This is a genomic window from Arthrobacter globiformis NBRC 12137, from assembly GCF_000238915.1.
GTDB classification, from domain to species: Bacteria; Actinomycetota; Actinomycetes; order Actinomycetales; family Micrococcaceae; genus Arthrobacter; species Arthrobacter globiformis.
The window spans coordinates 18,923-44,048 of record NZ_BAEG01000080.1; the positions used below are offsets into that span (position 1 = coordinate 18,923).

General features: G+C 63.6%; 27 protein-coding genes and 1 pseudogene. 17 read left to right on the top strand and 11 right to left on the bottom strand.

All coding sequences use genetic code 11. The annotated features are described in order from the left end of the window. Positions 1 to 26 precede the first annotated feature (26 nt). From ARGLB_RS14880 to ARGLB_RS14900, 5 genes are all read left to right on the top strand, one after another. Positions 27 to 257, top strand: a complete 231-nt coding sequence (locus tag ARGLB_RS14880) for a hypothetical protein (protein WP_003804002.1) — start codon at positions 27 to 29, stop codon at positions 255 to 257. Positions 258 to 260: 3 nt separating this feature from the next. Beyond that, positions 261 to 863, top strand: coding sequence for a hypothetical protein (locus ARGLB_RS14885; protein ID WP_003804004.1), 603 nt, complete (start codon positions 261 to 263; stop codon positions 861 to 863). Positions 864 to 978: 115 nt separating this feature from the next. Next, a complete protein-coding gene (locus tag ARGLB_RS14890; RefSeq protein ID WP_003804006.1) occupies positions 979 to 1,908 on the top strand; it encodes an ABC transporter ATP-binding protein in 930 nt (309 codons plus the stop codon). A gap of 4 nt (positions 1,909 to 1,912) precedes the next feature. After that, a complete protein-coding gene (locus ARGLB_RS14895) occupies positions 1,913 to 3,160 on the top strand; it encodes an ABC transporter permease (RefSeq protein ID WP_003804008.1) in 1,248 nt (415 codons plus the stop codon). Positions 3,161 to 3,195: 35 nt separating this feature from the next. Next, positions 3,196 to 3,765, top strand: coding sequence for a GNAT family N-acetyltransferase (locus ARGLB_RS14900; RefSeq protein WP_003804009.1), 570 nt, complete (start codon positions 3,196 to 3,198; stop codon positions 3,763 to 3,765). On the opposite strand, the gene ARGLB_RS14905 is transcribed toward ARGLB_RS14900, so the two are convergent. The 5 genes from ARGLB_RS14905 to ARGLB_RS14920 all read right to left on the bottom strand — a co-directional run bounded on the left by ARGLB_RS14905 (position 3,758) and on the right by ARGLB_RS14920 (position 7,183). Further along, on the bottom strand, positions 3,758 to 4,663 hold the full coding sequence (locus tag ARGLB_RS14905) for a diacylglycerol/lipid kinase family protein (protein WP_003804011.1): 906 nt from the start codon (positions 4,661 to 4,663) through the stop codon (positions 3,758 to 3,760). The two genes, ARGLB_RS14900 and ARGLB_RS14905, sit on opposite strands and share 8 nt — an antisense overlap. 7 nt (positions 4,664 to 4,670) lie before the next feature. Next, positions 4,671 to 4,913: a hypothetical protein gene (locus ARGLB_RS14910; protein ID WP_245531544.1), complete on the bottom strand. Its 243-nt coding sequence runs from the start codon at positions 4,911 to 4,913 to the stop codon at positions 4,671 to 4,673. Between the two features lie 242 nt (positions 4,914 to 5,155). Next, positions 5,156 to 6,331 (bottom strand): serine hydrolase domain-containing protein, encoded by a 1,176-nt coding sequence (locus ARGLB_RS14915; RefSeq protein ID WP_003804013.1) that lies wholly within the window; start codon positions 6,329 to 6,331, stop codon positions 5,156 to 5,158. A gap of 192 nt (positions 6,332 to 6,523) precedes the next feature. Continuing rightward, positions 6,524 to 6,715, bottom strand: a complete 192-nt coding sequence (locus ARGLB_RS23315) for a hypothetical protein (RefSeq protein WP_003804015.1) — start codon at positions 6,713 to 6,715, stop codon at positions 6,524 to 6,526. A gap of 9 nt (positions 6,716 to 6,724) precedes the next feature. Further along, complete coding sequence (locus ARGLB_RS14920) at positions 6,725 to 7,183, bottom strand: SRPBCC family protein (RefSeq protein WP_003804017.1); 459 nt, start codon at positions 7,181 to 7,183, stop codon at positions 6,725 to 6,727. Between the two features lie 562 nt (positions 7,184 to 7,745). Between ARGLB_RS14920 and ARGLB_RS14925 the strand changes: the two genes are divergently transcribed. Together ARGLB_RS14925 and ARGLB_RS14930 are read left to right on the top strand one after the other, a co-directional pair. Then, complete coding sequence (locus tag ARGLB_RS14925; RefSeq protein WP_003804020.1) at positions 7,746 to 9,296, top strand: M23 family metallopeptidase; 1,551 nt, start codon at positions 7,746 to 7,748, stop codon at positions 9,294 to 9,296. 115 nt (positions 9,297 to 9,411) lie between these two features. Beyond that, positions 9,412 to 9,585: pseudogene (locus ARGLB_RS14930) on the top strand (tRNA-specific adenosine deaminase); the annotation flags it as partial. A 111-nt stretch (positions 9,586 to 9,696) separates the two neighbouring features. Here the strand turns inward: ARGLB_RS14930 and map are convergent. Further along, on the bottom strand, positions 9,697 to 10,473 hold the full coding sequence (map, locus tag ARGLB_RS14935) for a type I methionyl aminopeptidase (RefSeq protein WP_003804024.1): 777 nt from the start codon (positions 10,471 to 10,473) through the stop codon (positions 9,697 to 9,699). A 66-nt stretch (positions 10,474 to 10,539) separates the two neighbouring features. Between map and ARGLB_RS14940 the strand changes: the two genes are divergently transcribed. Beyond that, complete coding sequence (locus ARGLB_RS14940) at positions 10,540 to 10,842, top strand: helix-turn-helix domain-containing protein (RefSeq protein WP_043419316.1); 303 nt, start codon at positions 10,540 to 10,542, stop codon at positions 10,840 to 10,842. Positions 10,843 to 10,884: 42 nt separating this feature from the next. On the opposite strand, the gene ARGLB_RS14945 is transcribed toward ARGLB_RS14940, so the two are convergent. The 4 genes from ARGLB_RS14945 to ARGLB_RS14960 form a co-directional block, all read right to left on the bottom strand. Beyond that, positions 10,885 to 11,727: an IclR family transcriptional regulator gene (locus ARGLB_RS14945; RefSeq protein WP_043419360.1), complete on the bottom strand. Its 843-nt coding sequence runs from the start codon at positions 11,725 to 11,727 to the stop codon at positions 10,885 to 10,887. 195 nt (positions 11,728 to 11,922) lie between these two features. Next, positions 11,923 to 13,179, bottom strand: a complete 1,257-nt coding sequence (locus tag ARGLB_RS14950) for an aminopeptidase P family protein (RefSeq protein WP_003804030.1) — start codon at positions 13,177 to 13,179, stop codon at positions 11,923 to 11,925. 33 nt (positions 13,180 to 13,212) lie between these two features. Then, complete coding sequence (locus ARGLB_RS14955) at positions 13,213 to 14,544, bottom strand: MFS transporter (RefSeq protein ID WP_003804032.1); 1,332 nt, start codon at positions 14,542 to 14,544, stop codon at positions 13,213 to 13,215. A 543-nt stretch (positions 14,545 to 15,087) separates the two neighbouring features. Continuing rightward, positions 15,088 to 15,639 carry a dihydrofolate reductase family protein gene (locus ARGLB_RS14960; RefSeq protein ID WP_003804035.1) on the bottom strand — a complete coding sequence of 184 codons (552 nt, stop codon included), beginning with the start codon at positions 15,637 to 15,639 and terminating at the stop codon, positions 15,088 to 15,090. Positions 15,640 to 15,833: 194 nt separating this feature from the next. On the opposite strand from ARGLB_RS14960, the gene ARGLB_RS14965 reads away from it, so the two are divergent. From ARGLB_RS14965 to ARGLB_RS14980, 4 genes are read left to right on the top strand one after another with little or no spacing between them, the layout of a single operon-like run. Then, positions 15,834 to 16,163: a PadR family transcriptional regulator gene (locus ARGLB_RS14965; RefSeq protein WP_003804037.1), complete on the top strand. Its 330-nt coding sequence runs from the start codon at positions 15,834 to 15,836 to the stop codon at positions 16,161 to 16,163. A gap of 2 nt (positions 16,164 to 16,165) precedes the next feature. Next, a complete protein-coding gene (locus ARGLB_RS14970) occupies positions 16,166 to 16,537 on the top strand; it encodes a DUF1048 domain-containing protein (protein ID WP_003804038.1) in 372 nt (123 codons plus the stop codon). Then, positions 16,534 to 17,337 (top strand): ABC transporter ATP-binding protein, encoded by an 804-nt coding sequence (locus ARGLB_RS14975; RefSeq protein WP_003804040.1) that lies wholly within the window; start codon positions 16,534 to 16,536, stop codon positions 17,335 to 17,337. Before ARGLB_RS14970 ends, ARGLB_RS14975 begins: the two co-directional genes overlap by 4 nt. Next, positions 17,334 to 18,095, top strand: coding sequence for an ABC transporter permease (locus tag ARGLB_RS14980; RefSeq protein WP_003804043.1), 762 nt, complete (start codon positions 17,334 to 17,336; stop codon positions 18,093 to 18,095). The genes ARGLB_RS14975 and ARGLB_RS14980 overlap by 4 nt, the downstream gene beginning before the upstream one ends. Positions 18,096 to 18,161: 66 nt before the next feature. On the opposite strand, the gene ARGLB_RS14985 is transcribed toward ARGLB_RS14980, so the two are convergent. Further along, a complete protein-coding gene (locus ARGLB_RS14985; protein WP_003804044.1) occupies positions 18,162 to 18,857 on the bottom strand; it encodes a maleylpyruvate isomerase family mycothiol-dependent enzyme in 696 nt (231 codons plus the stop codon). Positions 18,858 to 19,221: 364 nt separating this feature from the next. Between ARGLB_RS14985 and ARGLB_RS14990 the strand changes: the two genes are divergently transcribed. The 5 genes from ARGLB_RS14990 to ARGLB_RS15010 are packed head-to-tail and all read left to right on the top strand — an operon-like array spanning position 19,222 to position 24,990. Then, positions 19,222 to 20,658 carry a glycoside hydrolase family protein gene (locus tag ARGLB_RS14990; protein ID WP_003804046.1) on the top strand — a complete coding sequence of 479 codons (1,437 nt, stop codon included), beginning with the start codon at positions 19,222 to 19,224 and terminating at the stop codon, positions 20,656 to 20,658. Between the two features lie 49 nt (positions 20,659 to 20,707). After that, positions 20,708 to 22,042, top strand: a complete 1,335-nt coding sequence (locus ARGLB_RS14995) for an ABC transporter substrate-binding protein (RefSeq protein WP_003804048.1) — start codon at positions 20,708 to 20,710, stop codon at positions 22,040 to 22,042. Positions 22,043 to 22,088: 46 nt separating this feature from the next. Beyond that, positions 22,089 to 22,970, top strand: coding sequence for a carbohydrate ABC transporter permease (locus ARGLB_RS15000; RefSeq protein WP_003804050.1), 882 nt, complete (start codon positions 22,089 to 22,091; stop codon positions 22,968 to 22,970). Further along, a complete protein-coding gene (locus tag ARGLB_RS15005; protein WP_003804052.1) occupies positions 22,967 to 23,869 on the top strand; it encodes a carbohydrate ABC transporter permease in 903 nt (300 codons plus the stop codon). Before ARGLB_RS15000 ends, ARGLB_RS15005 begins: the two co-directional genes overlap by 4 nt. Positions 23,870 to 23,907: 38 nt before the next feature. After that, a complete protein-coding gene (locus ARGLB_RS15010) occupies positions 23,908 to 24,990 on the top strand; it encodes a LacI family DNA-binding transcriptional regulator (RefSeq protein ID WP_003804054.1) in 1,083 nt (360 codons plus the stop codon). Positions 24,991 to 25,126: the final 136 nt, after the last annotated feature.

Below are 25,126 nucleotides of genomic sequence, written 5' to 3' on the forward strand. Positions count from 1 at the left end.
CCGAACCGTCAAGGAAATATTGACGAATGCCCACCACGGCAGCTCTAATGGGTCCCATGAATACTCGACAGAAAAATGGTTTCGCCGCTTACGGTGGCTCACTGCTCGCACTGCTCGGCATGATCATGGGATATTTCGCGTTCACCGCCAGCGGGGGAGTGAATGCCATGGTTCTGATTGTTGCCCTCATCGCCTTCATCTGCGGCGCTTTGCTCGTATCAGCTGCAATCGTGGGGATTCGGAAGGCAAGCAACTAGGCCATGGACCCGGTTTCCCTGTCCGCCGCCATCGCCCAGGCTGTGGCGAATGCGACCCCGGAGCTCTCCAAGCGGCTGGGCGAGGGAGAAGATGTCTATGCCGAGATCCTCGAAGTGGCTGCCCAAGCGCATGAAGAGACGCGGAGCATCCTGCAATCCACCGTTGACTCGGCCCGCCGTGCAGGCCACAGCTGGGAAGCAATAGGCCGCATCCTCGGGGTATCGAAGCAGGCCGCCCAGCAACGGTTCGGGCGGCCGCAGCAGGCGTTTGTGGGCGACGTGCCCGCGGTGAAGCGCCTCTACCCGGTCAACGCTTTCAACGAAATGACGGTGCTCCGGGAGGTAGGGCAATTCGGTTGGCACTCTGTGGGATTCGGGGTGCGGTTTCACCGCATCGAGTTGTCTGCGGAGCAATGGGAACACACCAGGATCATCGCCAACCCTAAGGCCGTTTCTGACTTGGAGGCACAGGGCTGGCAACGGATCGGAGAGCAGTCCTTCCCTTGGGCGTACTTCAGCCGTTGCCTGCACACCCCGCGCCGCCACGGGGATCCGCCGCCGGATATCCTCTGGCTCATCAGGGGCGACACTGCTCCCAATAGGTAGCACGTTAGGTCGCACGCGGCCGCGAAACGATGCCGGCTGAGGCACCTGCGCGCAGGCAAGCGCTCGCAGTGGGTAAGAAATGAGATGGCCAGACCTGTTCGCATAGGCTGGCCTCATGACGTTGGGGGACGCGGTGGAACCGCTTGTGCACATCAAAAACTTTCGCATGGACTTCGGGGAAACGACGGTCGTCAAAGACCTGTCCTTCGACGTCCGGGCCGGCGAGACCTTCGGGTTCCTGGGGAGCAACGGGTCCGGGAAGACCACCACATTGCGGGCGCTACTGGGCATCTACCAGCCCACCGCCGGGACCCTGCACATCGGCGGGAAAGTCTTCGAGCCCCGGGATGGGGCGCGGCTGGGGTACCTGCCGGAGGAGCGAGGGCTGTACAAGAAGGAAGCCGTTCTGGACGTGATGGTCTACTTCGGCCGGCTCAAAGGCCTGACCAAACACAAGGCCCGCACCTGGTCCCAGACCTACCTGGAGCGGGTGGGCCTCGCCGACAAGGCCGCCGTCCGGCTCGACAAGCTCTCCGGCGGCCAGCAGCAGAAGGTCCAGCTCGGCGTCACAATCATGAACGATCCCGACCTGCTCATCCTCGATGAGCCCACGAAGGGCTTCGACCCCGTGAACCGCAGGCTGCTGATGGACATCATCGAGGAACAGAAGCTCGCCGGTGCCACCGTCATCATGGTCACCCACCAGATGGAGGAAGTGGAACGGCTCTGTGACCGGGTTATCCTCCTCAAGGACGGCACCTCCCGGGCTTATGGGACAGTGGCTGAAGTCCAGGACCAGTTCGGCGGCACCATGTACCGGCTGGGCTACGAGGGCGTCCTGCCCGCCTCGGACCTGTACGACGTCGTGCGCGACGCCGACGGGCAGGCCGAGCTGGCCCCGGCTGCAGGGGCCGATGAAACGGCGGTCCTGCGGGAACTGATCGGAGCCGGCGTCGCGGTGCGCAGCTTCGCCACGGCGCGGGCGTCGCTGGAGGAAATCTTCATCCAGGTGTACGGGGAACAGCACGAAATGGCAGAGGTCTAGGACGATGGCACGCACAGCATTCAAACAGCACAACCTGGGTACCGTCGTCGGGTTCGAATTCATGCGGACAATCAAGAAGCGCGGGTTCGTGATCGCCACCCTGGCCATCCCGGTGGTCTTCGCGATCATCTTCGCCCTCGTCTACGCCAGCAACTCCAGCACCTCGGCAAACGCCGACGCCCAGAAGAACTCGGCGCTGACCTTCACCTACACGGATGCTTCCGGACTCATCCCCGCACCGCTGGCCCAGGCCATCGGCGGGAGCCTGACGTCCGACCCTGACGCCGCGCTTGAATCGGTGAAGAACGGCAGCAGCGAGGCGTACTTCGCTTACCCGGCCGATCCCGGCACTGAGCCGGTCAAGGTCTACGGCGCGGACAAGGGCATGTTCGAGAACGGCAAGTATGAGGCCGTGGCCAAACATCTGCTGGTCACCGCTGCCCAATCCAGGGTCAATTCCCCGGAAGTCACCGCGGCACTGAGCGGGGGAGTGAAGTTCGACGCCGAAACGTACCGGGACGGACGGGTCTCCGGCGGGATCGGCTCAGTGATTCCGCCGCTGCTGTTCCTGGTCATTTTCTATGTCAGCATCATCCTGCTTTCCAACCAGATGCTCAACAGCACGCTGGAGGAGAAGGAAAACCGGGTCACGGAGATGATCCTGACAACCCTGAACCCCACCACCCTGGTCACCGGCAAGATCATCTCCCTGTTCGCCGTCGGGCTTCTCCAAATAGCGGTGTTCCTCACGCCGATCGCGGTCGGCTACTTCCTGTTCCGCGATTCAGTGTCCCTGCCCGACGTCGACCTGTCCTCCCTGGTGTTCGAGCCCGTCCCGATGATCACCGGGGCACTGCTGCTGCTGGGCGGGTTCACCCTGTTCACCGGTGTGCTCGTGGCCATCGGCGCGGTCATGCCCTCCGCCAAGGAAGCCGGCACCATCTTCGGGCCGCTGATGGCCCTGATCTTCGTGCCCTTCTACGCCGTCAGCCTCATCATCAGCGACCCCACAGCCCTGATCGTGCAGGTCTTCACCTACTTCCCGCTCACCGCCCCCGTCACGGCACTGCTCCGCAACGGTTTCGGAACCCTTGGTGCCGGTGAATCGGCCATCGTGATCGCCGAGATATTCATCGCGGGGATCCTCATCCTGCGCCTGGCCGTGCACCTGTTCCGCTACGGCTCCATCGAATACGGCCGCAAGCTCTCCATCGCGGGGACGTTCCGCCGCAAGGAACTGATGGCCAAGTAGCTGACACACCCGGTGCGCGGTGCAAGAATGCCCGCATGCCCATATTCCTGGAGACCGAGCGGCTGGTGCTGCGGCAGTTCACTGCCCACGACGCCGACCTGCTCGTGGAGCTCGACGGCGACCCGCGCGTGATGCGGTACATCACGGGCGGTGCCCCGACGCCACGCGACGAGGTTGAAAGCGAGTACCTTCCAGCCTTCCTCGGCTACTACCGGAAATTCCCCGGCTACGGCTTCTGGGCCGCCATCGAGAAATCATCAGGGGATTTCCTCGGCTGGTTCCACTACCGGCCCGCCCCCGGGGACCCGCCTGACCAGCCGGAACTGGGCTACCGGCTGCGCCGCGAAGCCTGGGGGAAGGGCTACGCCACCGAGGGGTCCCGTGCGCTGATCGCCAAGGGGTTTACCGAGTTCGGCGTGCAGCGGGTGGTTGCGTTCACCATGGCAGCGAACACAGCCTCGCGGCGGGTGATGGAGAAATCCGGGATGCGCCTCGTCCGTTCCTTCGTCGCTGACTGGCCCGTGTCCATCCCGGGAGATGAACACGGCGACGTCGAGTATGCGATCTCCCGGAGTGAATGGGAGCTGACTCACGGCATCAGATGACGGCGAGGGCGCCCTTCGCGCTTTCCACCAGAACGTGGGTGGCGGCGGGAAGGTGCCTGACCTCGCCGTCGATCTGGCAAGGAACAGCATCCCGCGTGGTGAAGGCGTAGCTGCTGACGCTCGGCTGGTTCCCGAGTCCCAGCGTCACGGCCCGAAGGGTCATCAGGGCCATCTTCCAGAGGCCGGAGTGGGGAAGCGTCACAACCTCGAACCGGCCGTCGTTGGGGCCGTCGGACTCGCTGACCGTCCCGTACTTGGCCATCCGCGAGATGTTGGCCAGGATCAGGCTGTCGAAGCGGGCGGTGGCGCCGTCGGCCCGGACCAGCTCGAACGGCTTTAGATGAGAGAGCGTGCGGGCGACAGACAGGAGTTCGAGGATTTTGCCCTTTCCGCCGCTCTCGATGCCGATGGCCATCAGCGGCGTGAGTCCGAAGCCTATGTAGGAGTGGGCGTAGTGAACCCGTACCTGCTGCTCCTCGGTGAACGTGATGCGCAGCAGGTCGATGTGCCGGACCCGGCCTCCGCGGACAGCCTCCGGCAACGGCCTTACGGTCATGCTCCGGTGGTGGTCGTTGGCGTTCCCGGCCGCAAGCACGGTGCACACCGCCTTGCTGCCGGGGACGTCCATCACGCCGTTGACAACCTCGTTATATCCGCCGTCGCCGCTGACCGACACAATGAGCGGGGACCCCGTGGCCGCCACGGAGCGTGCAAGCTCCCGTGCGTGCCCGGCGAACTCCGTGGGCAGCAAATCAACCTGCAGGTCCGGTACTCCGGCGGCCAGGTCCCGTTGCAGCTGGTTGATCCTGGCGGTCATGCCCGGCTTGCCGGGATTGAAGACCAGGACAGCCCGGTCACAACTGGCTGCAGGTGGCCGGTCCGGGCCGCTCGCTGTCATGGGCCTTTCAGCCCTGCCGATCCACCAGGTCGTCCGCCACGCGGCGAAGGTCCTGGACCCAGCCGGTTGAACGGCTGGGGCCTCCCGAACCGGCCTCGAAGTTGGCAAGCGCTTCCGCTATGCGGTCCAGCGCCTCCGAGATGTTGGCTCTGACCGCCTTGTAGCCTTCCTCCGAGCGGGGGTCAGAAGAAGCCGCAGACAGCAGTTCCGCTCCGGACTTGATGACCAGTGAGGCCTCGTACTCGTTCACCCTTGTACCCCGCGGCTTCCTCGTGTTGGACGGGCGGTATCCGTTCGTCAGCACAACCATACATCTGCGGGGGCTGCCGGCGGGGAGCCGGAAGCGGGGAACGAGAGCCTGTTGTTGCGCCTCCCGCATGATCAGGGGCCGTATTGGATACTGATGTTTCTATGGCGGTCCAGGTCACGGCTGTTCCGGCAGGTATCGAACCGGGGGGCAGACCATACCAGCCGGTAACGACAGGCGCTTCCTCAGCCGGCCGGCTCGCAGAGCCGGTCCAGGGTCTCGTTGAGGGTGGACTCGATCTGGCCGTTCACGAGCTCACGCTTGTTCTGAGTGGACTCGTCCTCCAACTCAGTGGGCAACGGCGGCATCGTGACGGTCATCGCGGCCTGGTAGCGCCCGTCGCCGCTAATGACCGCGACCGTCTGATAGTCCCAGAAGGAGCCCCGGCCCTCGTGCCGCGACTCGATAGAGCACCCGTCCGCGTGCTCCCACAGACCCAGCCCATACGGGGCGAAGCCGGGACTTGTCTTCATCTCCCGCAACGACGCCGCAGAGAGCGCCCGCCCCTCGAAGAGACCAGCCATGAAGAGGTTCACGTCTTCCACTGTCGACACCGCCCCTGCTGCCGGATTTCCGACAAAGAAGATGTTGTCTGTGGTGTCGACTCTCTCACCACGGAGGGTCACGTAGCCGTGCAAAAGCCCGGCCTCGCGCGGGTCGATGCGGTCCAGACTGGTGTTCTTCAAACCGAGCGGCTCAAAGACCTGCTCGCGCATGACTTCGACGAAAGGCTTGTGCCGCAGTGCCTGGACCAGGAGGCCGAGCGCGAGATAATTCGTGTTCGAGTACGCGAAGGACCCGACGCTGTACGCGGTCCAGGGGATGGTCCCTGCCAGCTGCAAGCCCCGCTCCATCGTCAGTGTCCGGGAGAGAACGGGACGGAAGTCAACATCGCGTGGCAGGGCATCGTTGACGTCGGGCATCCCCGACGTATGGCTGAGCAGCTGCCTCACGGTGATGGGACCCGGAGGCTTGAGCGCGGCCTTGAACCCGGGAATGACGTCATTGACGGGATCGTCGAGGCCGATGAGGTGGTCCTCCACGAGCTTCAGTACTGTCACGGCTGTCATCGTTTTAGTGACGCTTGCGATCCCCACCTTGTCCGTCGGCTGAGCCGGGGTCATGGACTCGAGGTCGCGTACGCCGTAGGCCTTGGACCACTCACCCTCCGGCCACCGGATCTGTACGACGGCGGCCACCGCGCCTTGGTCCATGAACAGCTGGACCTGCTTCTGCAACGGAGCCAGGGGATCCGGTGCGGTTGGTGGCGGTGCGGTGTCGTCTGTGGTGTAGGTACAGCCGGTAACAGCGAGGACGACGGCGAGGGCCGCCCGCCTCCAGACGTGACGCTTCGTGCTCATTGCGGGCCATCCGCTCGGGGACGAGATGACAGGTTCGTGGCCGCCTGCGACACCACGTCCGGCCAGACCTGCGACGGCGCCGTCGCCCCAGCACCTAAATGGTAAGGCGTGCTCTCCCAATGGGGAAGCGGCCGCTGGGTAATCCGGCGTCTTCCAGGAACCTCACATAGGTGTACCGGCCCAGACACTCCTTTAGGTGAAGATGTCCGCCACGTACCTGCCGTGCGTGCGCTCCACCTCGTCCATCCAGGCATCGGCCTCCGCTTCGGAAGCGCCGGTGGCCTCCTGGTAGATGCGCTCGCAGGTTTCGCGGACCTCCGGCGCCATGCCAACACCCATTCGTCCCTGTCGGGCCGGGGTTTCGAGGTATAGCGTGGCGTCCACGGCGGTAGGTTAGGGCCGAGCTTCTGCCAGGTCCTTGAGTTTAGTGAGGGCCACGGGCCACGATTCATTCAGCATGGCCGCCCATTCGTCCTCGCTGTCAAGCTCGACCTTGACTGTCGTCACCCCTTGAGCTTCGGTGAATGAATAGTTCTCGTGGGCTCCGATGAATTTCTTCGCCTCATCGCTGGTCCTGTCATCCACACCGCGGACAATCTGACCAAGATATCTCAGGGAAATGAATTCATACGGCCTGCTTTCCTCAACTGTTGCGATCATCCCTCCCACGGCCCCTTCATTATCGGGGCCGAGAAAACGAATCTCGTTGCCCGGGTTCCATTCGCCCTCATAGTAGGAACCCTTCTCATTGAAAGCACTAGTCCATTCCCGGTACGTGGCTTCATCGAGCATTGTTGCCCAGACGTTTTGGGCGGGAGCGTTAATATTCACCTCAAAATTCAACTTTTCCATGCCTGATCGTACGTCCGCTTCAGCACTCGGAAACAGGCCCCCTAGTTGCGGTCGTCGGGTGCCGATCGCAAGGCCTGCGCCGAAGCGGTCAGGTTCAATGCCGGAGAAAAGGGCCCTCGCGGGGCCGGCCGCGGAAGTGCTGCAGAACCTCGCGTTGCCCCTGATTCTCCATGCTCCGAGGCGAGCAATTTCCTTCGTAACACCGAAATGATTGACCTAGGTACCAGCTCAGGGCGTTCCCCGCGCTGAGAACACCCTGTTCTGCGACCTACTTGTGCCTTCGTGCGTCAATGGCCTTCCCTCAAGACCGACCCTGCGCCTCATGACCGGCCCGGGCCGCGGCCGCTCCTGCGACTCGGGGCCGGTTTCGGTGGCCGCGGACGCGCCGGATTGCTCAACGCCAGGTAAAGATTTGCGCAGTTCACCAGAGGGCCCGGTCAAGATTTTCCTAGCTTATGCACATATGCGGGCGAATCGGTTTCGCTGGCCTGCCCGGCATGCTCCCATGTTAGGAGCATGCCGTCATCCACCAGCATCCGGCGGCCTTTTATGGGGAGATCTAATGTCAAAGCATCTGGCACCTGCCGCTGTGCGGCGCACGCCTCAGGACCTACGTCATGCCGTTCTGGGCCGTCCCGTCCTGAGCCGTGCCGTTCGGATCGGCGCGGGTGCGGCGTTCCTGGCGGTCTACGCTTTTGGATTCCAGGGCGCTGGCCCCGTTCTTTCGTCCGGTCTATCGTCCGGGCAGGTGCCGGCCGACATGCGCGATGACGCCTCAGTAAATGTGCCGCTCGGATCTGCCACGCTTGCCTCGGCTGCTGTTGCCTCGGCTGCGGAGGGCTCCGTTTCAGGCACCATCGTTTCAACCGCCGGTGCCGTCACGGCCTCGGCGGACACCTACGTGTCCTACAGTCGTACGGTGGTCTTCACCGCGGCAAAGCCAGTGAGCCAAAAACTCCATGCGGCTTCAAGCAAGGTGCGGCGTCCCGCGGCAGGAACCTTGATGGCACCGTTGGATGTCCTTACCCCAACCTCGCACTTTGGGCTGCGGACGAATCCCATCACCGGCTCGGCCGGTGAGTTTCACTGGGGCCAGGACTTCTCCGCCGCCTGCGGAACCCGCGTGTATGCAGCGGATTCCGGCGTGGTGCGGACCGTGGGATGGCATCCGTGGGGCGGCGGCAACAGAGTGGAAATCGACCACGGCAACGGCCTGATCACCACCTATAACCACCTTGAGGGCATCGGTGTGAAGAAGGGCCAGTCGGTCCAGGTGGGGCAACTCATCGCCAAGGTCGGGACTACCGGGTCATCAACCGGATGCCATCTCCACTTCGAAACGATTCTGAACGGCAAACACACCGACCCCGACAATTGGACTCTGCTGCGGCTGCGTCACTCGGGGCCCGTTGCCAACATCATGATGACCGACTACCGAAAGCCCGGCACCGCTACGGAGACTGCCTCCTGGGCTGTGCCGGTGGAAGCCAGTGCTCGCCATGCAGCGTCGGACGAAGGGCATGAATCGCCCGCCGCTGTCATTTCAGCGGCTAGGTCTGCCGCTGCTGCCGCTGCGTCTGTTTCCGCAGCGCAGCCTACATCCTCGTGGGCCGCGGTTCCGGCGCAGTGGGTGGCCTCGCCTAAGCCGGTAACGCCGGTTCCGGCACCGAAGGCGGCCGCGCCCAAGCCGGCAAAGCCCGTTCCGGCCCCAAAGGCGGCCGCGCCCAAGCCCAAGCCGGCAAAGCCGGTTCCCGCGCCGAGAGTCGCCGCGCCCAAGCCCAAGCCCGCCAAGCCGGTCCCGGCACCGGTTGTCGCGCCCAAGCCGGCAACGCAAGCTCCTGTGGTTACTCCGGCCCCGGCTCCGGTTGTTGTGCCAGCTCCTGTGGTTACTCCGGCCCCGGCTCCTGTGGTTGTGCCGGCTCCCGCTCCGGTCGTCGTGCCGGTTCCCGTGGCCGCTCCGGCTCCTGTGGTTGAGCCGGCTCCGGCTCCGGTCGTCGTGCCGCCGCCCGCTCCGGTTGTTGTGCCGGCTCCGGTTCCGGTTGTCGCACCGGTTCCTGTGGTTGAGCCGGCTCCGGCTGATGCTCCGGCTCCTGTGGCGGCTCCGGCACCCTAAACCAATGCAGCTCCGAGCGGGTGGCAGGACCGCGCCAAGAAGGTTGACCTGATGAAGCCGAGCTATCGGCGGGTCGGGCACTTGGCGCCGGTCTTGCACCTGCGAAAACGACCGCATGACCCACGAACAGCACCCCACCGCTTTCGAAGCCGCCGACCAAGCCGCCCAAAAAAGCCTCCGCCAAGGCGGCATCCCCATCGGAGCAGCGCTCGCCCGTGACGGCGTGGTTATCGCGAGCGGACACAACGAACGGGTCCAGAACGGGGATCCGATCGCGCACGGCGAATTGTAAGCACTTCGCGCGGCCAGCCGGAGCTAACCCGCTGCGTGGACATGATGCGCACCTTCTAGGACAGGAACCCGGACCCGTGGGCAGAGGACATCGCCGAGTAGGACCAGGCTAGTTGCCCCTCGGCAAGGTAAGGATTTCGGCTCCGTCGTCGGTGATGGCGATCGTGTGTTCGCTGTGCGCCGTCCGGCAGCCTGTCGCACTTCGGAGCGTCCACCCGTCGGCATCAGTGACGAGCTGGGCCGTGTCCGCCATGACCCACGGCTCCAATGCGAGCAGCAGCCCAGGCCGCAGTTTGTACCCGCGGCCGGGCCGTCCGTTGTTTGGAACGTGCGGGTCCTGGTGCATCGTTGATCCGATGCCATGACCGCCGAACTCGGTGTTGACCGGATACCCCGCCTCGGTGAGGACCGAGCCGATGGCATAGGAAATGTCGCCGATGCGGGCGCCTGGTCCGGCCGCTGCTATCCCTGCCCTCAAGGCACGCTCGGTCGCGTCGATCATCGCTACGCTTTCCGCGGGCTTTGATTCGCCCACGATGAAGCTGATGGCGGCGTCTGCGGCGACTCCGTCCTTGGAGACGGCGAGGTCCAGAGTCAGCAGGTCGCCGTCGGCAAGCGTGTAGTCGCGTGGCAGCCCGTGGAGCACGGCGTCGTTGACGCCCGTGCAGATGTAGTGTCCAAACGGCCCGCGGCCGAAGGACGGCGCATAGTCGACGTAGCAGGATTCCGCTCCCGCATCCAGGATCATGGCCTGGGCCCACCGGTCGATGTCCAGCAGGTTTGTGCCGACAGCGCTGCGGCCCTTCAGCGTGTGCAAGATGTCAGCGACCAGGGCGCCCGACACTTTTGCGCGGCCCAGTTCGGCGGGGGTGAGGATCTCGATCATGCGGCGCCCTTCTCGTGCGACCAATAACTATACCGGCCATATTATCCCGGTATTAGAATTGGAGCCATGGTCAGGTTGCCCCTCACATCCGGAGAAGTCGAGCGCGGACAGCGCCTCGGCGCCCTGTTGCGTCGCGCCAGGGGGGAGCGCTCGATGCTCGAAACCGCGCTCGCGGCCCGTGTTTCACCGGAGACCCTCCGGAAGATCGAGTCGGGCCGCGTGGCGACGCCTGCCTTCCCGACCATCGCAGCGATCGCCGATGTCCTGGGCCTTTCCCTCGACGCAGTGTGGGCCGAGATCACCCGGCCCGAACGCGGTGTTGAACCGGCCGGGCCTGTACAGAATGCAGGGGAGAGACTGGCTTCGTAAGGCGCTGCTTATGAGCTCCTGCACCTATGCGCTCCGCTGCCGCTAGGCGCTGCGGCGCTCCCGGGGGGCCACTCCGCCGAGGCGCTGCGTGACCTGACGGGCCGCGCTGGCGCAGGCTTCGCCGAGGCTCTGCAGGGTATCGGGGGAGACCCGGAACTTGGGCGCGGGGATGAGGACGGCGGCCACGATGTCGCCGCGGTGGTCATAGACGGGCGCGGCAATGCCCACTTCCTCGATGGAGGTCTCGCCGTAGTTGATGGCCCAGCCGCGTTTGGTGACTTCCTCGAGACGCTGCAGGTACTCCCCGACCGAGTGGTCATCGAGGCCTGGCAGGGTGATGGCGCCGCTGCGGAGCAGGGCGTTCACCCGTTCGGCCTGTTCCCCGGCAAGGAAAATCTGGACCGAGGCGCTGAGGGCATCGTTGTAGCGGGCGCCCAGCGGGGTGGTGTGCTTGACCTGCTGGCGGCTGGCGATCTGCTCCACGCACATCGACTCGCCGCCGTTCCACACCATCAGGGCGCTGGTCTCGCCGGTGCGTTCCGTGAGTTCGCGCAGCACCGGATAGGCCACCCGGCGTTCCTCGAGTTCGGCCAGCAGCGGACCGGCCACCGCGATCAGGCCCAGCCCCAGCCGGAAGCGGCGTGTGTCCGGGTCCCGCTCCACCAGGTGTTCCTGCTCGAATGTGGCGAGGATCCGCGACACCGTACTCTTGTGCAGGCCCACCCGGCTGGCGATCTCGGTGATGCCCAGCATGGGCTCGTCCGCGGTGAAGCTGCGGAGTACGGCGATGGCATTGACGATCACGGAGGCGCCGCGGGCGTCGCCGTTGCCTGCATCTTTGCCTGCGTCCGGGGCGGGGTTCGCGGGTTTTGCCGGGGGAGTCATGGTGTTCACTATATTTCTTCGCTGTCGTGCTTCCGGTCTTTCATTGCCGGAAGCGGGGGCGGGCATGCCCTCCCAACCGCCCGCCGTCGTCGTACTTAACCCAAGGCTGCTGAATCACAAGTCTTGCTGACAACGGCCGGCGGGGGAGGGCATACCCTGTGGTTAGCCAAGCGGGGTGTAGGCCAACCGGAGGTGTCAGGCGCTGATGATGTTGTGCTCAGGGCCGAACGGGAACTTGGTGATGTTCTCGGCGCCGTCCTCGCCCACCACCAGGATGTCGTGCTCGCGGTAGCCGCCTGCGCCGGGCTGGCCGTCGAGGACCGTGATCATCGGTTCCATGGAAACCACCATGCCCGGTTCCAGCACGGTGTCGATGTCCTCGCGCAGCTCGAGCCCGGCCTCCCGGCCGTAGTAGTGGCTGAGGACGCCGAAGGAGTGGCCGTAGCCGAAGGTGCGGTTGGCGAGCAGGCCGCGGGACACGTAGATCTCGTTGAGCTCGGCGGCGATGTCCTTGCAGACGGCGCCGGGCTTGATGAGTTCCAGGCCGCGCCTGTGGACCTCGACGTTGATGTTCCACAGCTCCAGGGAACGGGCATCCGGTTCGCCGTAGAACAGCGTCCGCTCCAGTGCCGTGTAGTAACCCGAGGTCATGGGGAAGCAGTTCAGGGACAGGATGTCGTGCTCCTGGATCTTCCGGGTGGTCGCCCAGTTGTGCGCGCCGTCGGTGTTGATGCCCGACTGGAACCAGACCCAGGTGTCGCGGATCTCGGAGTTGGGGAAGGTGCGGGCGATCTCGTGCACCATGGCCTCGGTGCCGATGAGCGCCACCTCATACTCGGTGATGCCGGCGGTGATGGCGTTGCGGATGGCTTCGCCGCCCAGGTCGCCGATCCGGGCACCGTGCTTGATGACCTCGATTTCCTCGGCGGACTTGATCATCCGCTGGCGCATCGCGGCCTGGGCCACGTCCACCAGGGTGGCGGACTGGAACGCGGCCTGGATCTTGTTCCGGTTGTCCAGCGGCAGGGAGTCGTCCTCGACGCCGAGCCGGCGGACCTTGATGCCGCGGGTGCGCAGCACTTCCTGGATGCCGAAGATGAAGTTGTCCCGGCGCCAGTCCGTGTAGACGAGGTTGTCGCCGTAGCTGCGGCGCCAGGGCATCCCGGCGTCGATATTTGCGGTGACGGTGACCGTGTCCTCCTTGGTGACCACCATGGCGTAGGAGCGGCCGAAGTAGGTGAACAGGAAGTCGGAGTAGTACTTGATCGAGTGGTAGCTGGTCAGGACGACGGCGTCCAGGTCCTTCTCGGCCATGATGCTGCGGAGGCCGGCGAGGCGGCGCTCGAACTCGGCGTCGGAGAAGGTCAGCGAAACCTTCTCGCCGTTATTGAGGACCTTGAGGCGCTCGAGCTTGGCGACGTCGTTGACAGCTTCATTTTCGGTGATAGTCATGCTTGTTCCTTTTCTTTCTTGGGTGGGTGTGTGTCAGTGCTGCTGCAGGGGCTTCTTGGAAGTCTCCACGGCGAACAGGACTGCGATGAGGGAAACCAGTGAGGCGGCCACGAGGTACCAGCCGGGGGCCAGCTTGTTGTGCGTGAGGCCGATGAGGAGGGTGGCCATGAACGGGGCGGTGCCGCCGAACAGGGCGTTGGAGAGGTTGAAGCTGACGGCGAAGCCGCTGTACCGGGTCTTCGTGGGGAAGAGTTCGGCCAGGAAGCTGGGCAGGGTGCCGTCGTTGAGGGTGAGCATGCCGCCCAGGAGAATCTGGACCAGGACGATCACCAGGAAGTTGCCGGTATCCAGGAGCATGAACGCCGGCACCGTCAGCAGCATGAACAGCACGGACGCGGTGATCAGCATCCGTTTGCGGCCGAACCTGTCCGAGGCGATGCCGGTGAGGAAGATGAAACCGATGTAGCTGGCCAGCGCGATGGTGGTGGCCAGGAACGACTCCCCGGCCCCGAAGCCCAGTTCCTCGGCGAGGTAGGTGGGCATGTAGCTGAGGATGACGTAGAAGCCGACCGCGTTCAGCAGCACCGCGCCGGTGGCGATGATGAGCTGCTTCCTGTTGTTCCGGAACATGTCCCTCGCGGGGGCCTTGCCGTGCTCTTCCTGCGAGAGGGCACGGAACGCGGGGGTGTCCTCGAGCTTGGTGCGGATGTACCGGCCGATCAGGCCCATGGGGGCGGCGAGCAGGAACGGCAGGCGCCATCCCCAGTCGTGCAGCTGGCTTTCGCTGAGGACCGACGTCAGCAGTGCTGCCAGGAGGCTGCCCAGCAACAGTCCCGCCGCGGTGCTTGCGGGTACGACGGCGGCATAGAGTCCGCGGCGATGTGCCGGGGCGTACTCCACCAGGAAGGCGGAGGCGCCGGCGTACTCGCCGGAGGCGGAGAAGCCCTGGACGACGCGGACCAGCAGGAGCAGGACAGGTGCCAGGATGCCGATGGTGCCGTAGCCGGGGATCAGGGCGATGCAGAACGTGGCCACGGACATGATGACGATGGAAAGCGACAGTGCTTTCCGCCGTCCGAGCCGGTCGCCGATGTGGCCCCAGAAGAAGCCGCCCAGCGGTCGGACGAAGAAGGAGATGGCGAAGACGCCGAAGGTTGCCAGGAGTGCTGTCTGGCGGTCGGCCTCGGGAAAGAAGACCGTGGAGATGATGCCGGCCAGGTAGCCGTAGACCGCGTAGTCGAACCATTCGACGAAGTTGCCGATGAAGCTCGCGGTGATGACCCGGCGCCGGGTGTCCTTGCTGACCTGCTCGACTTTGAGCTCCGGGTCAGCCGCTTGGGAAATGTGAGTTGGGGGGTGTTCCATGTGTCCACCAATGAATCCTTGGGGTTGCTTCTGTTGCAACACTGTTGCACCAGAGTAAGCGTGATGCGGCTCACCCGTCAATGGATATTTTGATGTTGTTTATTGCTATCAGCTTTCTGGGCGCGCAGGAGGGCTCAATCAGGAGTCGAGTGTCTTTGCATGGCAAGGAGGTCGTGCGAGAATCCTAAGTGTTGCCTCAATCGCAACGATGTTGCTATGAACGCGTGCGACCCCGACACGCCAAGATGAAACGCTCTTTCACGTTTGGGCGGGTATTCCCCGACGCTCTCTCACGTTTGGTCGGCTTTCTCCTGACGCGTCCTCACGTTTGGTCGGTTTTTTCCCGACGCGTCCTCACCCGCCCGTTCGCGGGGCGCATAGCTGTGCAGGACGTGAGGAAGCGTCCGCTTGGACGCGGCGGGATGTGAGGAAGCGTCCGCTTGGACGCGGCGGGATGTGAGGAAGCGTCCGCTTGGACGCGGCGGGATGTGAGGAAGCGTCCGCTTGGACGCGGCGGGATGTGAGGAAGGGTCTGGTCGAACCTCAGTCGTTGCGCAGGCTGTAGGTGCTGACGACGTTGCCCTTGCTGGTCCTGTACTGGTCCTTCAGTTCCAGCCTGGTCAGCGGGTCGCCGTCCTCGAACAGCCGCCGTCCGCTGCCCGCCACTACGGGATGCGTCATAAGCGTCAATTCATCCAGGATGCCCGCGAACAGCAGTTGCCGCGTCACTGAGATGCTGCCGCAAACGGCGATCTCGCCGCCGTCGTGCTTTTTAAGATCGGTGACGAAATCTTCCAGCGGTCCCTCAACCAGGTACGAGTTTTGCCACTCGAGGGGCTCCGTGAGGGTGCGCGATGCCACGAACTTTTCCACCGGGTTGATGAAAGTGGCGAAGTCCTCATCCTGTGAAGCGTTGGGCCAGTACCCCGCCCACTCCTGATAGCTGACCCGCCCGAGGATTACAGTGTCCACAGTGTTGATCATCTTGGTCAGTCCCGCGCCAAGCTCTTCATCGAAGCTGTCGAACTGGAACTTGAACGGGTCCTGCACCACGCCGTCTACGGAGTGGAACAGTCCGGCAGTCACTTTGCGCATCGGGTCCTCCAAATCGGGTCGTCAGGCATTACCGTATTCCGCAGCGGACTCAGTGGGAAGGTTTGTCGGGATGTGAGAGGGCGGTCGAGTGCCTTGAGTTATTCCAATGCACTCACCGACCCCTTGCAACTCCTCTACTTAGCGTTACTATGTACTGGTAGCTAGTAGTACTAAGTAGCTGGAGGAGGTGTCCGGTGGGCAAACAAATGACGGAGATGCTCAAGGGGACGCTGGAGGGCATCGTTCTTGCCCTCCTGACCGGTAAGCCGGCGTATGGGTATGAGATCACCACGCTGCTCAGGGAGAAGGGCTTCGCCGACATTGCCGAGGGCACGGTCTACGCGCTGCTGGTGAGAATCGAGCAAAAGGGTCTCGTCGACGTCGAGAAGCGTCCCTCAGAGAAGGGTCCCCCACGCAAGGTGTACACGCTCAACATCCAGGGCAATGAGTACCTGGACGAGTTCTGGAGAACATGGAGCTTTCTGGCCGAGCGGCTCGAACAGCTCCGAGAAGGAGGGAATTAGACATGGCCATGGGATGGATAGAACAGGTCACCGGATCGCTCGAACAGAAGAAGCAGTACCGGCAGTACAAAGCGCGCGTGAAGCAGCTTCCCGCAAACTATCGCACGACGCTCGAGGCGTTGGAGCGTTACCTGACGTACTTCGGGGCGATCACGAAGGGGGAAACCCTGGTGAAGATGCTCGAGGATCTGGCAGATCTCTTCGAGCAGAGCGCGGCGAGCGGAACCCCGATTCCGGAAGTTGTCGGGGAAGACCCCGTGGAGTTCGCGGAGACGTTCCTCCAGAACTACTCGGAGGGGCAGTGGATCAACAAGGAACGGAAACGGCTCATAGAGGCAATCGCGAGCGTCACGAAGGAGGAGCAAGTCCCATGACCATCAGTGCGCCGCGGGACCGCGGACCTGCCATCCGTGTGCAGGGCCTGGAGAAGTCCTACAAGGAATTGCATGTACTGAGCGGCGTGGACTTCGACGTGGCGCCGGGCAGCATTTTCGCTCTTCTCGGCTCGAACGGGGCAGGAAAGACCACCATGGTGAGGATCCTGTCCACCCTATTAAGGCCCGACGCCGGCACAGCCACCGTGAACGGATTCGGCGTCACGACGGAACCAGTCAGAGTCCGGGAATCTATCAGCCTGACCGGACAGTTCGCTGCGGTCGACGAGATCCTCTCGGGCCGGGAGAACCTGGTGCTGGTAGCCAGGTTGCGGCAGCTGAAAGACCCCGGCGCGGTAGCGGATGAACTCCTCGCACGCTTCAACCTCGCCGAAGCCGGATCGCGAAAGGTGTCCGCCTATTCGGGAGGCATGCGCCGTCGTCTGGACATCGCCATGAGCCTGGTCGGGCAGCCGAAGGTGATCTTCCTCGATGAGCCGACGACGGGACTCGACCCCGAAGCGCGCATCGAGGTGTGGCAGGTGGTCAAGGAGTTGGCCCGGCAGGGGACCACCGTTCTGCTCACCACGCAGTATCTCGACGAGGCCGAGCAACTGGCAGACCGAATCGCCATTCTTCATGAAGGGCGGATCATCGCGAACGGCACCCTCGCCGAGCTGAAGCGGCTGCTCCCGCCGGCGGAAGTCGAGTACGTCGAAAAGCAGCCAACCCTGGAGGACATCTTCCTCGCACTGGTGGGGAAGGACGACAAAGTCGGGTCAAGTAAGGACCAGCCATGAGCAAGCATCTCTTCGGAGACACGGCCGTCCTGCTGGGCCGCTCCCTCCGCCATATCAGCCGAAGTCCAGACACGATCATCACGACGGCGATCACGCCGGTCGCGCTCATGTTGCTGTTCGTCTACGTGTTCGGCGGCGCTATCAAGACAACTTCCGACAACTACATCAATTACCTTCTTCCCGGCATCATGCTGATCGCGATCGCTTCCGGCATCGCGTACACCGCCGTCAGGCTGTTCACCGACATGAAAAGCGGCATTTTCGAGCGGTTCCAGTCCATGCCGATCGCTCGATCGTCCGTGCTGTGGGCGCACGTGCTTACCTCGATGGTTGCCAACGCGCTCTCGCTGGTGATCATTGTGCTGGTTGCCCTGTTCATGGGCTTCCGCACCTCGGCGGGCCCGGTGGAATGGCTGGCCGTCGTCGGGATCCTCGCGCTGTTCACCCTGGCACTCACCTGGATCGCGGTCATCGCCGGCCTCTCAGCGAAGTCCGTGGACGGCGCCGGCGGTTTCTCCTACCCGCTGATCTTCCTGCCGTTCATCAGTTCGGCATTCGTCCCCACGGCCACCATGCCGGGTCCCGTGCGGGCGTTCGCCGAAAACCAGCCGGTCACCTCGATCGTCAACACCATCCAGGACCTGTTTGCGCAGCGCCCGGTCGGCGTCGACATTTGGATCGCCCTAGCCTGGTGCCTTGGGATCCTCGTTCTGGCTTACGTCTTCGCCATGGCAGCGTACCGGCGCAAGATCTCCTAGGGGCGTTTCTCATCCGGCCGTCACCTTTGCTGTGATGGCGATCCGTTTACGGCGGCAGGGGACCGTTCATGGCGTCAGGGGACCTCGGATGACGCGCAGCGCAAGGTCCGCGCCGCCGTCGATGACGGCCGTTCCTGACAGGCTGGAGCGGCCCCAGAGGCCCAGATACATTTCGCTTGGTGGTGCGGTCACTGATGCCGCGACGTCCCCGTTGCCGACAGTCCATGTTGTGCCGCCGGGAACGTGAAAGGTCACTGCCTCACCAGGGTCGGGCATCCGCTGCAGCCGGAGCTGGCGCGGGGCGAACATTGCCAGGGCTTCATCGATGCCGTCGATCAGGAAGTCCTCGGCGAACTCCGGGTCAGCCAGGCCGGATGCCTGGTGGGCGTCGACGAGGTGAATGGCGTGCTCGTGTGCCTGCCGGCGCAGCCAGAAGCTGGCCGTGCGCGGGGGAGGGCCGAAGTTCCAGCACGGTGCCGCAGGGTCCAGGGCGGTCATGGTGGCAAGGAAGCCGGCCGCACCCTCGAGGAACCAGGTTGCTGCTTTGGCCCGCGGCGGGGCCGGTTCCTCGACGTACTCTCCGGCGCGGACAATAGCGGCAGCCCACCGTTCTATAGAACCGATGTGCCCGAACAGTGCATCGAGAGTCCATCCCGGACAGGCCGGAACTGAACGGGCCAGCGTGCTCTCCGGCTGGCGCGCGAGCCTTTCGAGCGAACTTAAGGTTTGCGCGAGTTCGGCGAGGTAGCGTTCGGGCAACATCTGTCGAGCATATCCAGACCGGGGTTGCCCGGGGCCTGAGGTGGTCACCTGCGGGTTTTCAAACGCGGGAGGGTTGGGGTTTGGGCGGCAGGAGGTGAGGAAGGGTTGGGAGGGTCCTCACCTTGGGTCGGTTCGGTGGGGACTCACCGGCTACGCAGGACGATAGTGGGGTTCGCACGCCATGGTCAAGCGTTTTATCAAAATGCATGTCGCTGCCCGGAACGGCGTGCCTCACCCCAGGCATTTCCGGGGCGGGACCAGCGGACGCCGAAAAATAAACTTTGCTAAAACGCTTGATCACGGAACCGCATTAACGCTAACTTACTCGTGATCAAACGCTTTAGCAGAATGGACATCAGCGCAGATGAAACGCTCAGTCTTCTTCCAGCCCACCGATGGATGGGTTGGGGACCTTATTCCCTTCGAGAAGGATGGAGAGTTCTGGCTCTTCTACCTTCACGAAGTCCGCTCGGACCCGAAGCCCGGCACTTCATGGAACCTCGTCACCACCAAAGACCTCACGCAGTTCGAGAACCATGGCGTCGCACTGCACCACGGCAGCGAAACCGATTTGGACTTCAACGCCTACACGGGCAGCATCGTCGTCGACGGCGCCGGCACCCACCACCTCTTCTACACAGGCCAGAACCCACGCAACCTCGGAGCCGACGGCGCGCCTCTCCAGCTCGTCATGCACGCAACGAGCACAGATGGCATGCAAACGTGGACGAAGCACCCTGAACTCACCTTCGGCGCCCCCGAAGGCTACGAATCCGGTGACTGGCGGGATCCCTTCGTCTTCCGGGACGAGGAAGCCGGGCAGTGGAGGATGCTTCTGGCCGCACGGCATGCCGCCGGGCCGGAACGCCGCCGCGGCGTCATCGCCCAGTGCGTGTCCGGCGACCTGAAGACCTGGCAGTACGCCGAGCCGTTCTGGGACCCCCGGCGCTACATCACCCACGAATGCCCGGACGTCTTCTCCTGGGGTGACTGGTGGTACATGGTCTATTCCGAGTTCTCCGAGTCCTTCACCACCCGCTACCGGATGGCAAAAAGCCCCGACGGTCCGTGGATGGTGCCGAATCTGGACAGCATCGACGGCCGCGCCTTCTACGCCTCAAAGACCGCGGAGCGCGATGGACGCCGTTTTTTCTTCGGATGGATCGCCAGCAAGGAAGGCAACACCGATCAAGGACCCTGGCAGTGGGCCGGCACCATGTCCGTGCTGGAAGCCCGCCAGAACCCGGACGGGACACTGGGATTCTCCTTCGCGGATGAACTCGTGGACAGCTTCTGGGACGAGATCCCGGTAGCGCTGACAAACAATCTGCCCACGCGGCTCAATGCACCTGACGGGTATGCCGCCGTCGTTTCCGACGAAGACCTGCCCAGCCAGTTCTACGCGAAGGCGGTGTTGGACATTGGTGCCCATACGAGCGAATGCGGGCTGTTGCTGCGCTCCAGCGCGGACGGAGACCGGTCCTACATCATCCGCCTGGAACCGAAACGCGGCCGTATGGTGTTTGACCGGTGGCCCCGCAACATCACCGGCGACGCACAGTGGCACGTCTCCGGGGAAGTTCCCTTCGACATAGAGCTGGAGCGCCCCTGCAACCTCAGCCCCGGGGCACACACGCTGGAGGTTGTGGTGGACGGGGACCTCTGCGTCGCGGTCCTGGACCGGCAGGTGTCCCTCAGCACCAGAATTTACGACCTGCCGGAAGGCCGGCTCGGCGTGTTCGCCGGCGAAGGTTCCGCCACCGTCACCGAACTTGAGCTACGTCAGCGCTCCAACAGCTGAACAGGCCAGCCACCCTCATCGTCCGTTCCAATCAAGGAAGATTGCCGCAATGAAAAAACTGTTCCGAACCGCTGCCGTGGCAGCTGTCACCGCCCTTGCACTGGCCGGCTGCGGCGGCGGAGGGGCCAGCAACTCCTCCAACGTCACTCCCACCGGCGAAATCAAGCCCCGCGAAATATCATGGCTGTTGTCCCGTCCGGCAGACGGCGCCGTCATCAACATAATGAAAAAGCTCGCCGACGATTACGCCAAGAACCACCCGGGCTTCTCCCTGAACCTGATCACCACGCCGGACCGGCCCTCCTACATCCAGAAGCTCGAAACCCTTGCCGCCGCGAACAAGCTTCCAGAGCTCTTTGACACCGATGCCACCCCCTTCGCCCAGCAGCTGGCCAAACAGGGCAAGATGGTCGACGCCGAGAAACTGCTCAAGACACTCAACGTCTACGACGACTACCGGCCTGCGGCGTTGGACTACCAGCGCTTCGATGACCGCTCGCTCTACATGATCCCGTTCCAGTTCGAGCTCGAATTCATCTGGTACAACAAGTCACTGCTGCAGAAGGCGGGAGTTTCCGCCCCGAAGTCCCTGGACGACATCCCCGCCCTGTGCACGTCCCTGCGCAAGGCCGGCATCACCCCAATCGCAATCGACGGACAGGACCAGTGGCCGCTGGAACGCTACGCCGCTTATCAGCCCTTCCGAGAAACCGGCCCGGACTTTATCCAAAAACTGAAGAAGGGCGAGGCCAAGTTCTCCGACCCGGCAGGGCAGAAGACCGTCGAATGGCTGGCTGCCCTGGGCAAGGCCAAATGCTTCCAGGACGGCTTCTCGTCGCAGGGCTACTCCGATGCGCAAAACCAGTTCACCTCCGGCAAGGCAGCCATGTACAACATCGGCACCTGGGAACTGCCCAGCCTGGCCACGGACAAGCTGAACCCGGCAGTCCGCGGTGACATCGACTTCATCACCCTACCGACGACGGAAGGAACGGCCACCGCGGCCAACGAATTCGTCTCCCCGTCGGGCATCGGCATGGCCGTGAACTCCAAGACGTACGACCCGCTCGTCAGTGACTTCCTTAAGTTTGCCCTGGAGAAATACCCCTCCGAATACGCGGCAACCGGTGCTCTCTCCCCGACGACGAACGTCAAGACGGCCATCCCCGCCAACGCCACCCCGCTGTACAAGAAGGCCGTCGAGAAGGCGAACGATCTTGGGGATGAGCAGGCCATGCCATGGGACACCCAGCTCGATCCGACCACCAACGGCAGGCTGCAGCAGGAGCTCGTGCTCCTGGTCCAGGGCGACATCACGCCCGAGCAGTTCACCAGCACGATGGACAGCGCCGTCGCGCAGAACGCCCCCAAGTTCTTCAAGTAACTCCCAGCGGCGGGGGACTCTGCGTCCCCCGCCCGAAAGGCCCGCCATGCTCCCCAACCGGTCCCGGCTCTCAGTCCTGGTCTTCCTGCTCCCGCCGCTGCTCCTCTACGGTGCCGCCGTGCTGTTCCCAATCCTCCAGTCCCTGTTCCTGAGCTTCTTCTCCTGGAACGGCATCAGTGACATGGAGTTCGTGGGACTGGCCAACTACGTCCGGATGTTCACCGCCGATGACGTCTTTTGGCGCTCGTTCTTCAACGCCCTCGGATACCTGGCCATCTGCCTGGTCCTGCAATTGGGTGGCGCCCTGCTGGTGGCCAGTCTGCTGACGTCGCTGCGGCGCGGCCGCGAACTCATTAAAACCCTCTACCTCCTGCCGGCCGTCATCTCCACGGTTGCGATCGCGTTCCTGTTCGTGCGCATCTACTCCATCGACCCCGTGGGTCTGCTCAACCAGCTCCTGGACTGGATGGGCCTCGGCAGCCTGGAACGCGCCTGGCTCTCCGACGTCAACACGGTTCTTGCCGCCGTCTCTGCCCCCGAAGGATGGCGGTTCACCGGCCTGTACATGCTGATCATTTACGCAGCGCTGATCTCCGTCCCGAAGGAGCTGGAAGAGGCAGCCGTCCTCGACGGCGCTTCCCGGTGGACGCTGTTCACGAAGATCCGTTTTCCGCACATCCGTCCGGTATGGATCACCACCACGATCATGGCCACCACTTACGGGCTGCGCGGCTTCGACATCCCCTACCTCATGACCAACGGCGGCCCCGGCCAGTCCTCGGAACTTCTCACCACCTACATGTACAAGACAGCATTCACCAGTACCGACTTCGGGTACGCCAGCACCATCTCCGTGTTCATCGTGATCGAGTGCCTCGTCGCCGTCGGCCTCATCCTCTTCATGCTCAAGCGGAAGGCAGAGTCATGATCACCCAGACAGCCCCCGCAACACCGGCCGCCCCGCCATCGCCGGCCCCGCCGGCCGCACGCCGGCGCCGCCGCCCCAGCGCCTTCCGTACGCTGTCCCGCGTACTCATCGCACTCATCGTCATCGTCCAGGTCTACCCGCTCGCCTGGCTTTTCCTGACAAGCCTGCGCAGCGAACACGACTTCGCCACTGGAGACCCGTTCGGCCTTCCCAAAGCGCTCACCCTGGAGAATTACGCGCGGGCCTTTGAAACCGGGGACCTCGGAAAAAACATCCTGAACAGCTTCATCGTCACGATGGGCGCCAACATCCTGATCGTGCTGCTGGGCATGATGGCCGCCTACGCCATCCAGGTCCTCGGATTCCGCCTCAGCCGCCTGGTCCGGGGGCTGTTCCTCATCGGCATCATCGTCCCCGTCCAGATCGCACTGGTCCCGCTGTTCATCGACTACTCCACGGTGAACCTCCTCGATACATACCAGTCGATGATCATTCCCTTGGCCGGGTTCTCCCTGCCCATGTCCGTCTACTTGTTCTCCTCGTTCTTCGAATACATCCCCCGTGAAACGTACGAGGCGGCGTCCCTGGACGGCGCCGGACCATACCGGATCTTCGGCCTGATCACCCTGCCGCTGTCCCTGAACACCGTTGTGACCGTCGTGCTTGTCAACAGCATCTTCATCTGGAACGACTTCATCTTCGCCAACACCTTCGTCCTGTCCGAGGACCTGAAAACCATCCCGCTGGGCATGCAGAACTACATCGGCGCCATGGGCAAGGTCGACTGGACCGCAACCTTCGCCGCCGTGTGCGTCACCATCACCCCGCTGCTGCTGGTCTTCCTGGTCCTGAACAAAGCCATGATCCAAGGCCTGGAAAGCGGTGCGACCAAAGGATGACGGCTGCGGTTGACGGATATACTCCTGAAGGAGGGCAGATGGTTTCAAAGGAGAAAAGTACGGGCAAGCCGGCGCCTGCGGCTCGTGCCCCGAGGACACCTGAACGCGCCCACCCCGTGACCCTCCGCGAAGTTGCCGAAGCAGCCGGTGTATCCACTGCCACGGTGTCGCTTGTGATCAACCAGAAGAAGAACGCGCGCATTGCCGATGAGACGCGTCAGCGCGTCAAGGACGCGATCCGGCAGCTCGGCTACCGCCCCAATGCGCTGGCCAAAACCCTGGTCAGCGGCACCTCAAAGTTCATCGGACTCGTTGCGGACGGCGTCGCGACCACCCCGTTCGCGGGTCAGATCATCCACGGAGCGCAGGACGAGGCCTGGAAACACGGATACGCGCTGCTGATAGCCAACACCGAGGGCAACCGCGATCTCGAAAAGGACGCGATCGCCATGATGCTGGAATACAAGGTACGCGGCATCCTGTATTCGACGTGGTTCCACCGTCCTACTGCCATCCCGGAAACACTGCGTGAGGCGGACTTCGTCCTGGTCAACTGCTTCTCCCCGGAGCCGGGCGCGGCCCGTGCTGTCGTACCCGACGAAGAGCAGGGTGGGCAGTCGGCGACGGAAATCCTGCTCCGCGGCGGCCACCGGCGCATCGCTTTCATTAACGCCACGATCCCCGCCCCAGCCAAGGACGGACGGCTTCAGGGCTACCAGGACGCACTGGAGGCTGCCGGAATTCCGTTCGATCCCGAGTTGGTCTTGGAAGCCTATCCGGATCAGGAAGGCGGATACGGTGCAACGGCAGAACTACTCAAACGCAACGTCACCGCCGTGTACTGCTACAACGACCGGATGGCCATGGGCCTCTACGACGGGCTGCGGGAAAACGGGCTCTCCGTTCCAGATGACATAGCGGTTGTGGGCTTTGACAACCAGGAAGTGATCGCGGCCCACCTCAGGCCTCCGCTGTCCACAGTGTCGCTGCCCCACTACGAACTCGGGGCGGCAGGAGTCCGCATGCTTCTGGGCCTGGACGAAGCCTCCAACGACGCCGCCGTGAAAATCGCGTGCCCGGCAGTTGAGCGCGCATCCGTGACTGCGCATTCGCCCGCATAGGTTCCTGATCTTGGTTGAATTCACCGCCGGTGCTGGGATCCCCGGCGCCCAGCGGCGTGATGGGTTAGTGGACGACGGCGGGACCTCCCGCCGTCGTTCGCTTGCCTGCGTGTTTGGGCAGGCGCCGTCGTGAGCG

What these genes read in the sequence shown, in the direction of transcription:
- ARGLB_RS14880 (WP_003804002.1), top strand. Translation starts at nt 27, where the DNA reads ATGCCCACCACGGCAGCTCTAATGGGTCCCATGAATACTCGACAGAAA.
- ARGLB_RS14885 (WP_003804004.1), top strand. Translation starts at nt 261, where the DNA reads ATGGACCCGGTTTCCCTGTCCGCCGCCATCGCCCAGGCTGTGGCGAAT.
- ARGLB_RS14890 (WP_003804006.1), top strand. Translation starts at nt 979, where the DNA reads ATGACGTTGGGGGACGCGGTGGAACCGCTTGTGCACATCAAAAACTTT.
- ARGLB_RS14895 (WP_003804008.1), top strand. Translation starts at nt 1,913, where the DNA reads ATGGCACGCACAGCATTCAAACAGCACAACCTGGGTACCGTCGTCGGG.
- ARGLB_RS14900 (WP_003804009.1), top strand. Translation starts at nt 3,196, where the DNA reads ATGCCCATATTCCTGGAGACCGAGCGGCTGGTGCTGCGGCAGTTCACT.
- ARGLB_RS14905 (WP_003804011.1), bottom strand. Translation starts at nt 4,663, where the DNA reads ATGACAGCGAGCGGCCCGGACCGGCCACCTGCAGCCAGTTGTGACCGG.
- ARGLB_RS14915 (WP_003804013.1), bottom strand. Translation starts at nt 6,331, where the DNA reads ATGAGCACGAAGCGTCACGTCTGGAGGCGGGCGGCCCTCGCCGTCGTC.
- ARGLB_RS14920 (WP_003804017.1), bottom strand. Translation starts at nt 7,183, where the DNA reads ATGGAAAAGTTGAATTTTGAGGTGAATATTAACGCTCCCGCCCAAAAC.
- ARGLB_RS14925 (WP_003804020.1), top strand. Translation starts at nt 7,746, where the DNA reads ATGTCAAAGCATCTGGCACCTGCCGCTGTGCGGCGCACGCCTCAGGAC.
- map (WP_003804024.1), bottom strand. Translation starts at nt 10,473, where the DNA reads ATGATCGAGATCCTCACCCCCGCCGAACTGGGCCGCGCAAAAGTGTCG.
- ARGLB_RS14940 (WP_043419316.1), top strand. Translation starts at nt 10,540, where the DNA reads ATGGTCAGGTTGCCCCTCACATCCGGAGAAGTCGAGCGCGGACAGCGC.
- ARGLB_RS14945 (WP_043419360.1), bottom strand. Translation starts at nt 11,727, where the DNA reads ATGACTCCCCCGGCAAAACCCGCGAACCCCGCCCCGGACGCAGGCAAA.
- ARGLB_RS14950 (WP_003804030.1), bottom strand. Translation starts at nt 13,179, where the DNA reads ATGACTATCACCGAAAATGAAGCTGTCAACGACGTCGCCAAGCTCGAG.
- ARGLB_RS14955 (WP_003804032.1), bottom strand. Translation starts at nt 14,544, where the DNA reads ATGGAACACCCCCCAACTCACATTTCCCAAGCGGCTGACCCGGAGCTC.
- ARGLB_RS14960 (WP_003804035.1), bottom strand. Translation starts at nt 15,639, where the DNA reads ATGCGCAAAGTGACTGCCGGACTGTTCCACTCCGTAGACGGCGTGGTG.
- ARGLB_RS14970 (WP_003804038.1), top strand. Translation starts at nt 16,166, where the DNA reads ATGGCCATGGGATGGATAGAACAGGTCACCGGATCGCTCGAACAGAAG.
- ARGLB_RS14975 (WP_003804040.1), top strand. Translation starts at nt 16,534, where the DNA reads ATGACCATCAGTGCGCCGCGGGACCGCGGACCTGCCATCCGTGTGCAG.
- ARGLB_RS14980 (WP_003804043.1), top strand. Translation starts at nt 17,334, where the DNA reads ATGAGCAAGCATCTCTTCGGAGACACGGCCGTCCTGCTGGGCCGCTCC.
- ARGLB_RS14985 (WP_003804044.1), bottom strand. Translation starts at nt 18,857, where the DNA reads ATGTTGCCCGAACGCTACCTCGCCGAACTCGCGCAAACCTTAAGTTCG.
- ARGLB_RS14990 (WP_003804046.1), top strand. Translation starts at nt 19,222, where the DNA reads ATGAAACGCTCAGTCTTCTTCCAGCCCACCGATGGATGGGTTGGGGAC.
- ARGLB_RS14995 (WP_003804048.1), top strand. Translation starts at nt 20,708, where the DNA reads ATGAAAAAACTGTTCCGAACCGCTGCCGTGGCAGCTGTCACCGCCCTT.
- ARGLB_RS15000 (WP_003804050.1), top strand. Translation starts at nt 22,089, where the DNA reads ATGCTCCCCAACCGGTCCCGGCTCTCAGTCCTGGTCTTCCTGCTCCCG.
- ARGLB_RS15005 (WP_003804052.1), top strand. Translation starts at nt 22,967, where the DNA reads ATGATCACCCAGACAGCCCCCGCAACACCGGCCGCCCCGCCATCGCCG.
- ARGLB_RS15010 (WP_003804054.1), top strand. Translation starts at nt 23,908, where the DNA reads ATGGTTTCAAAGGAGAAAAGTACGGGCAAGCCGGCGCCTGCGGCTCGT.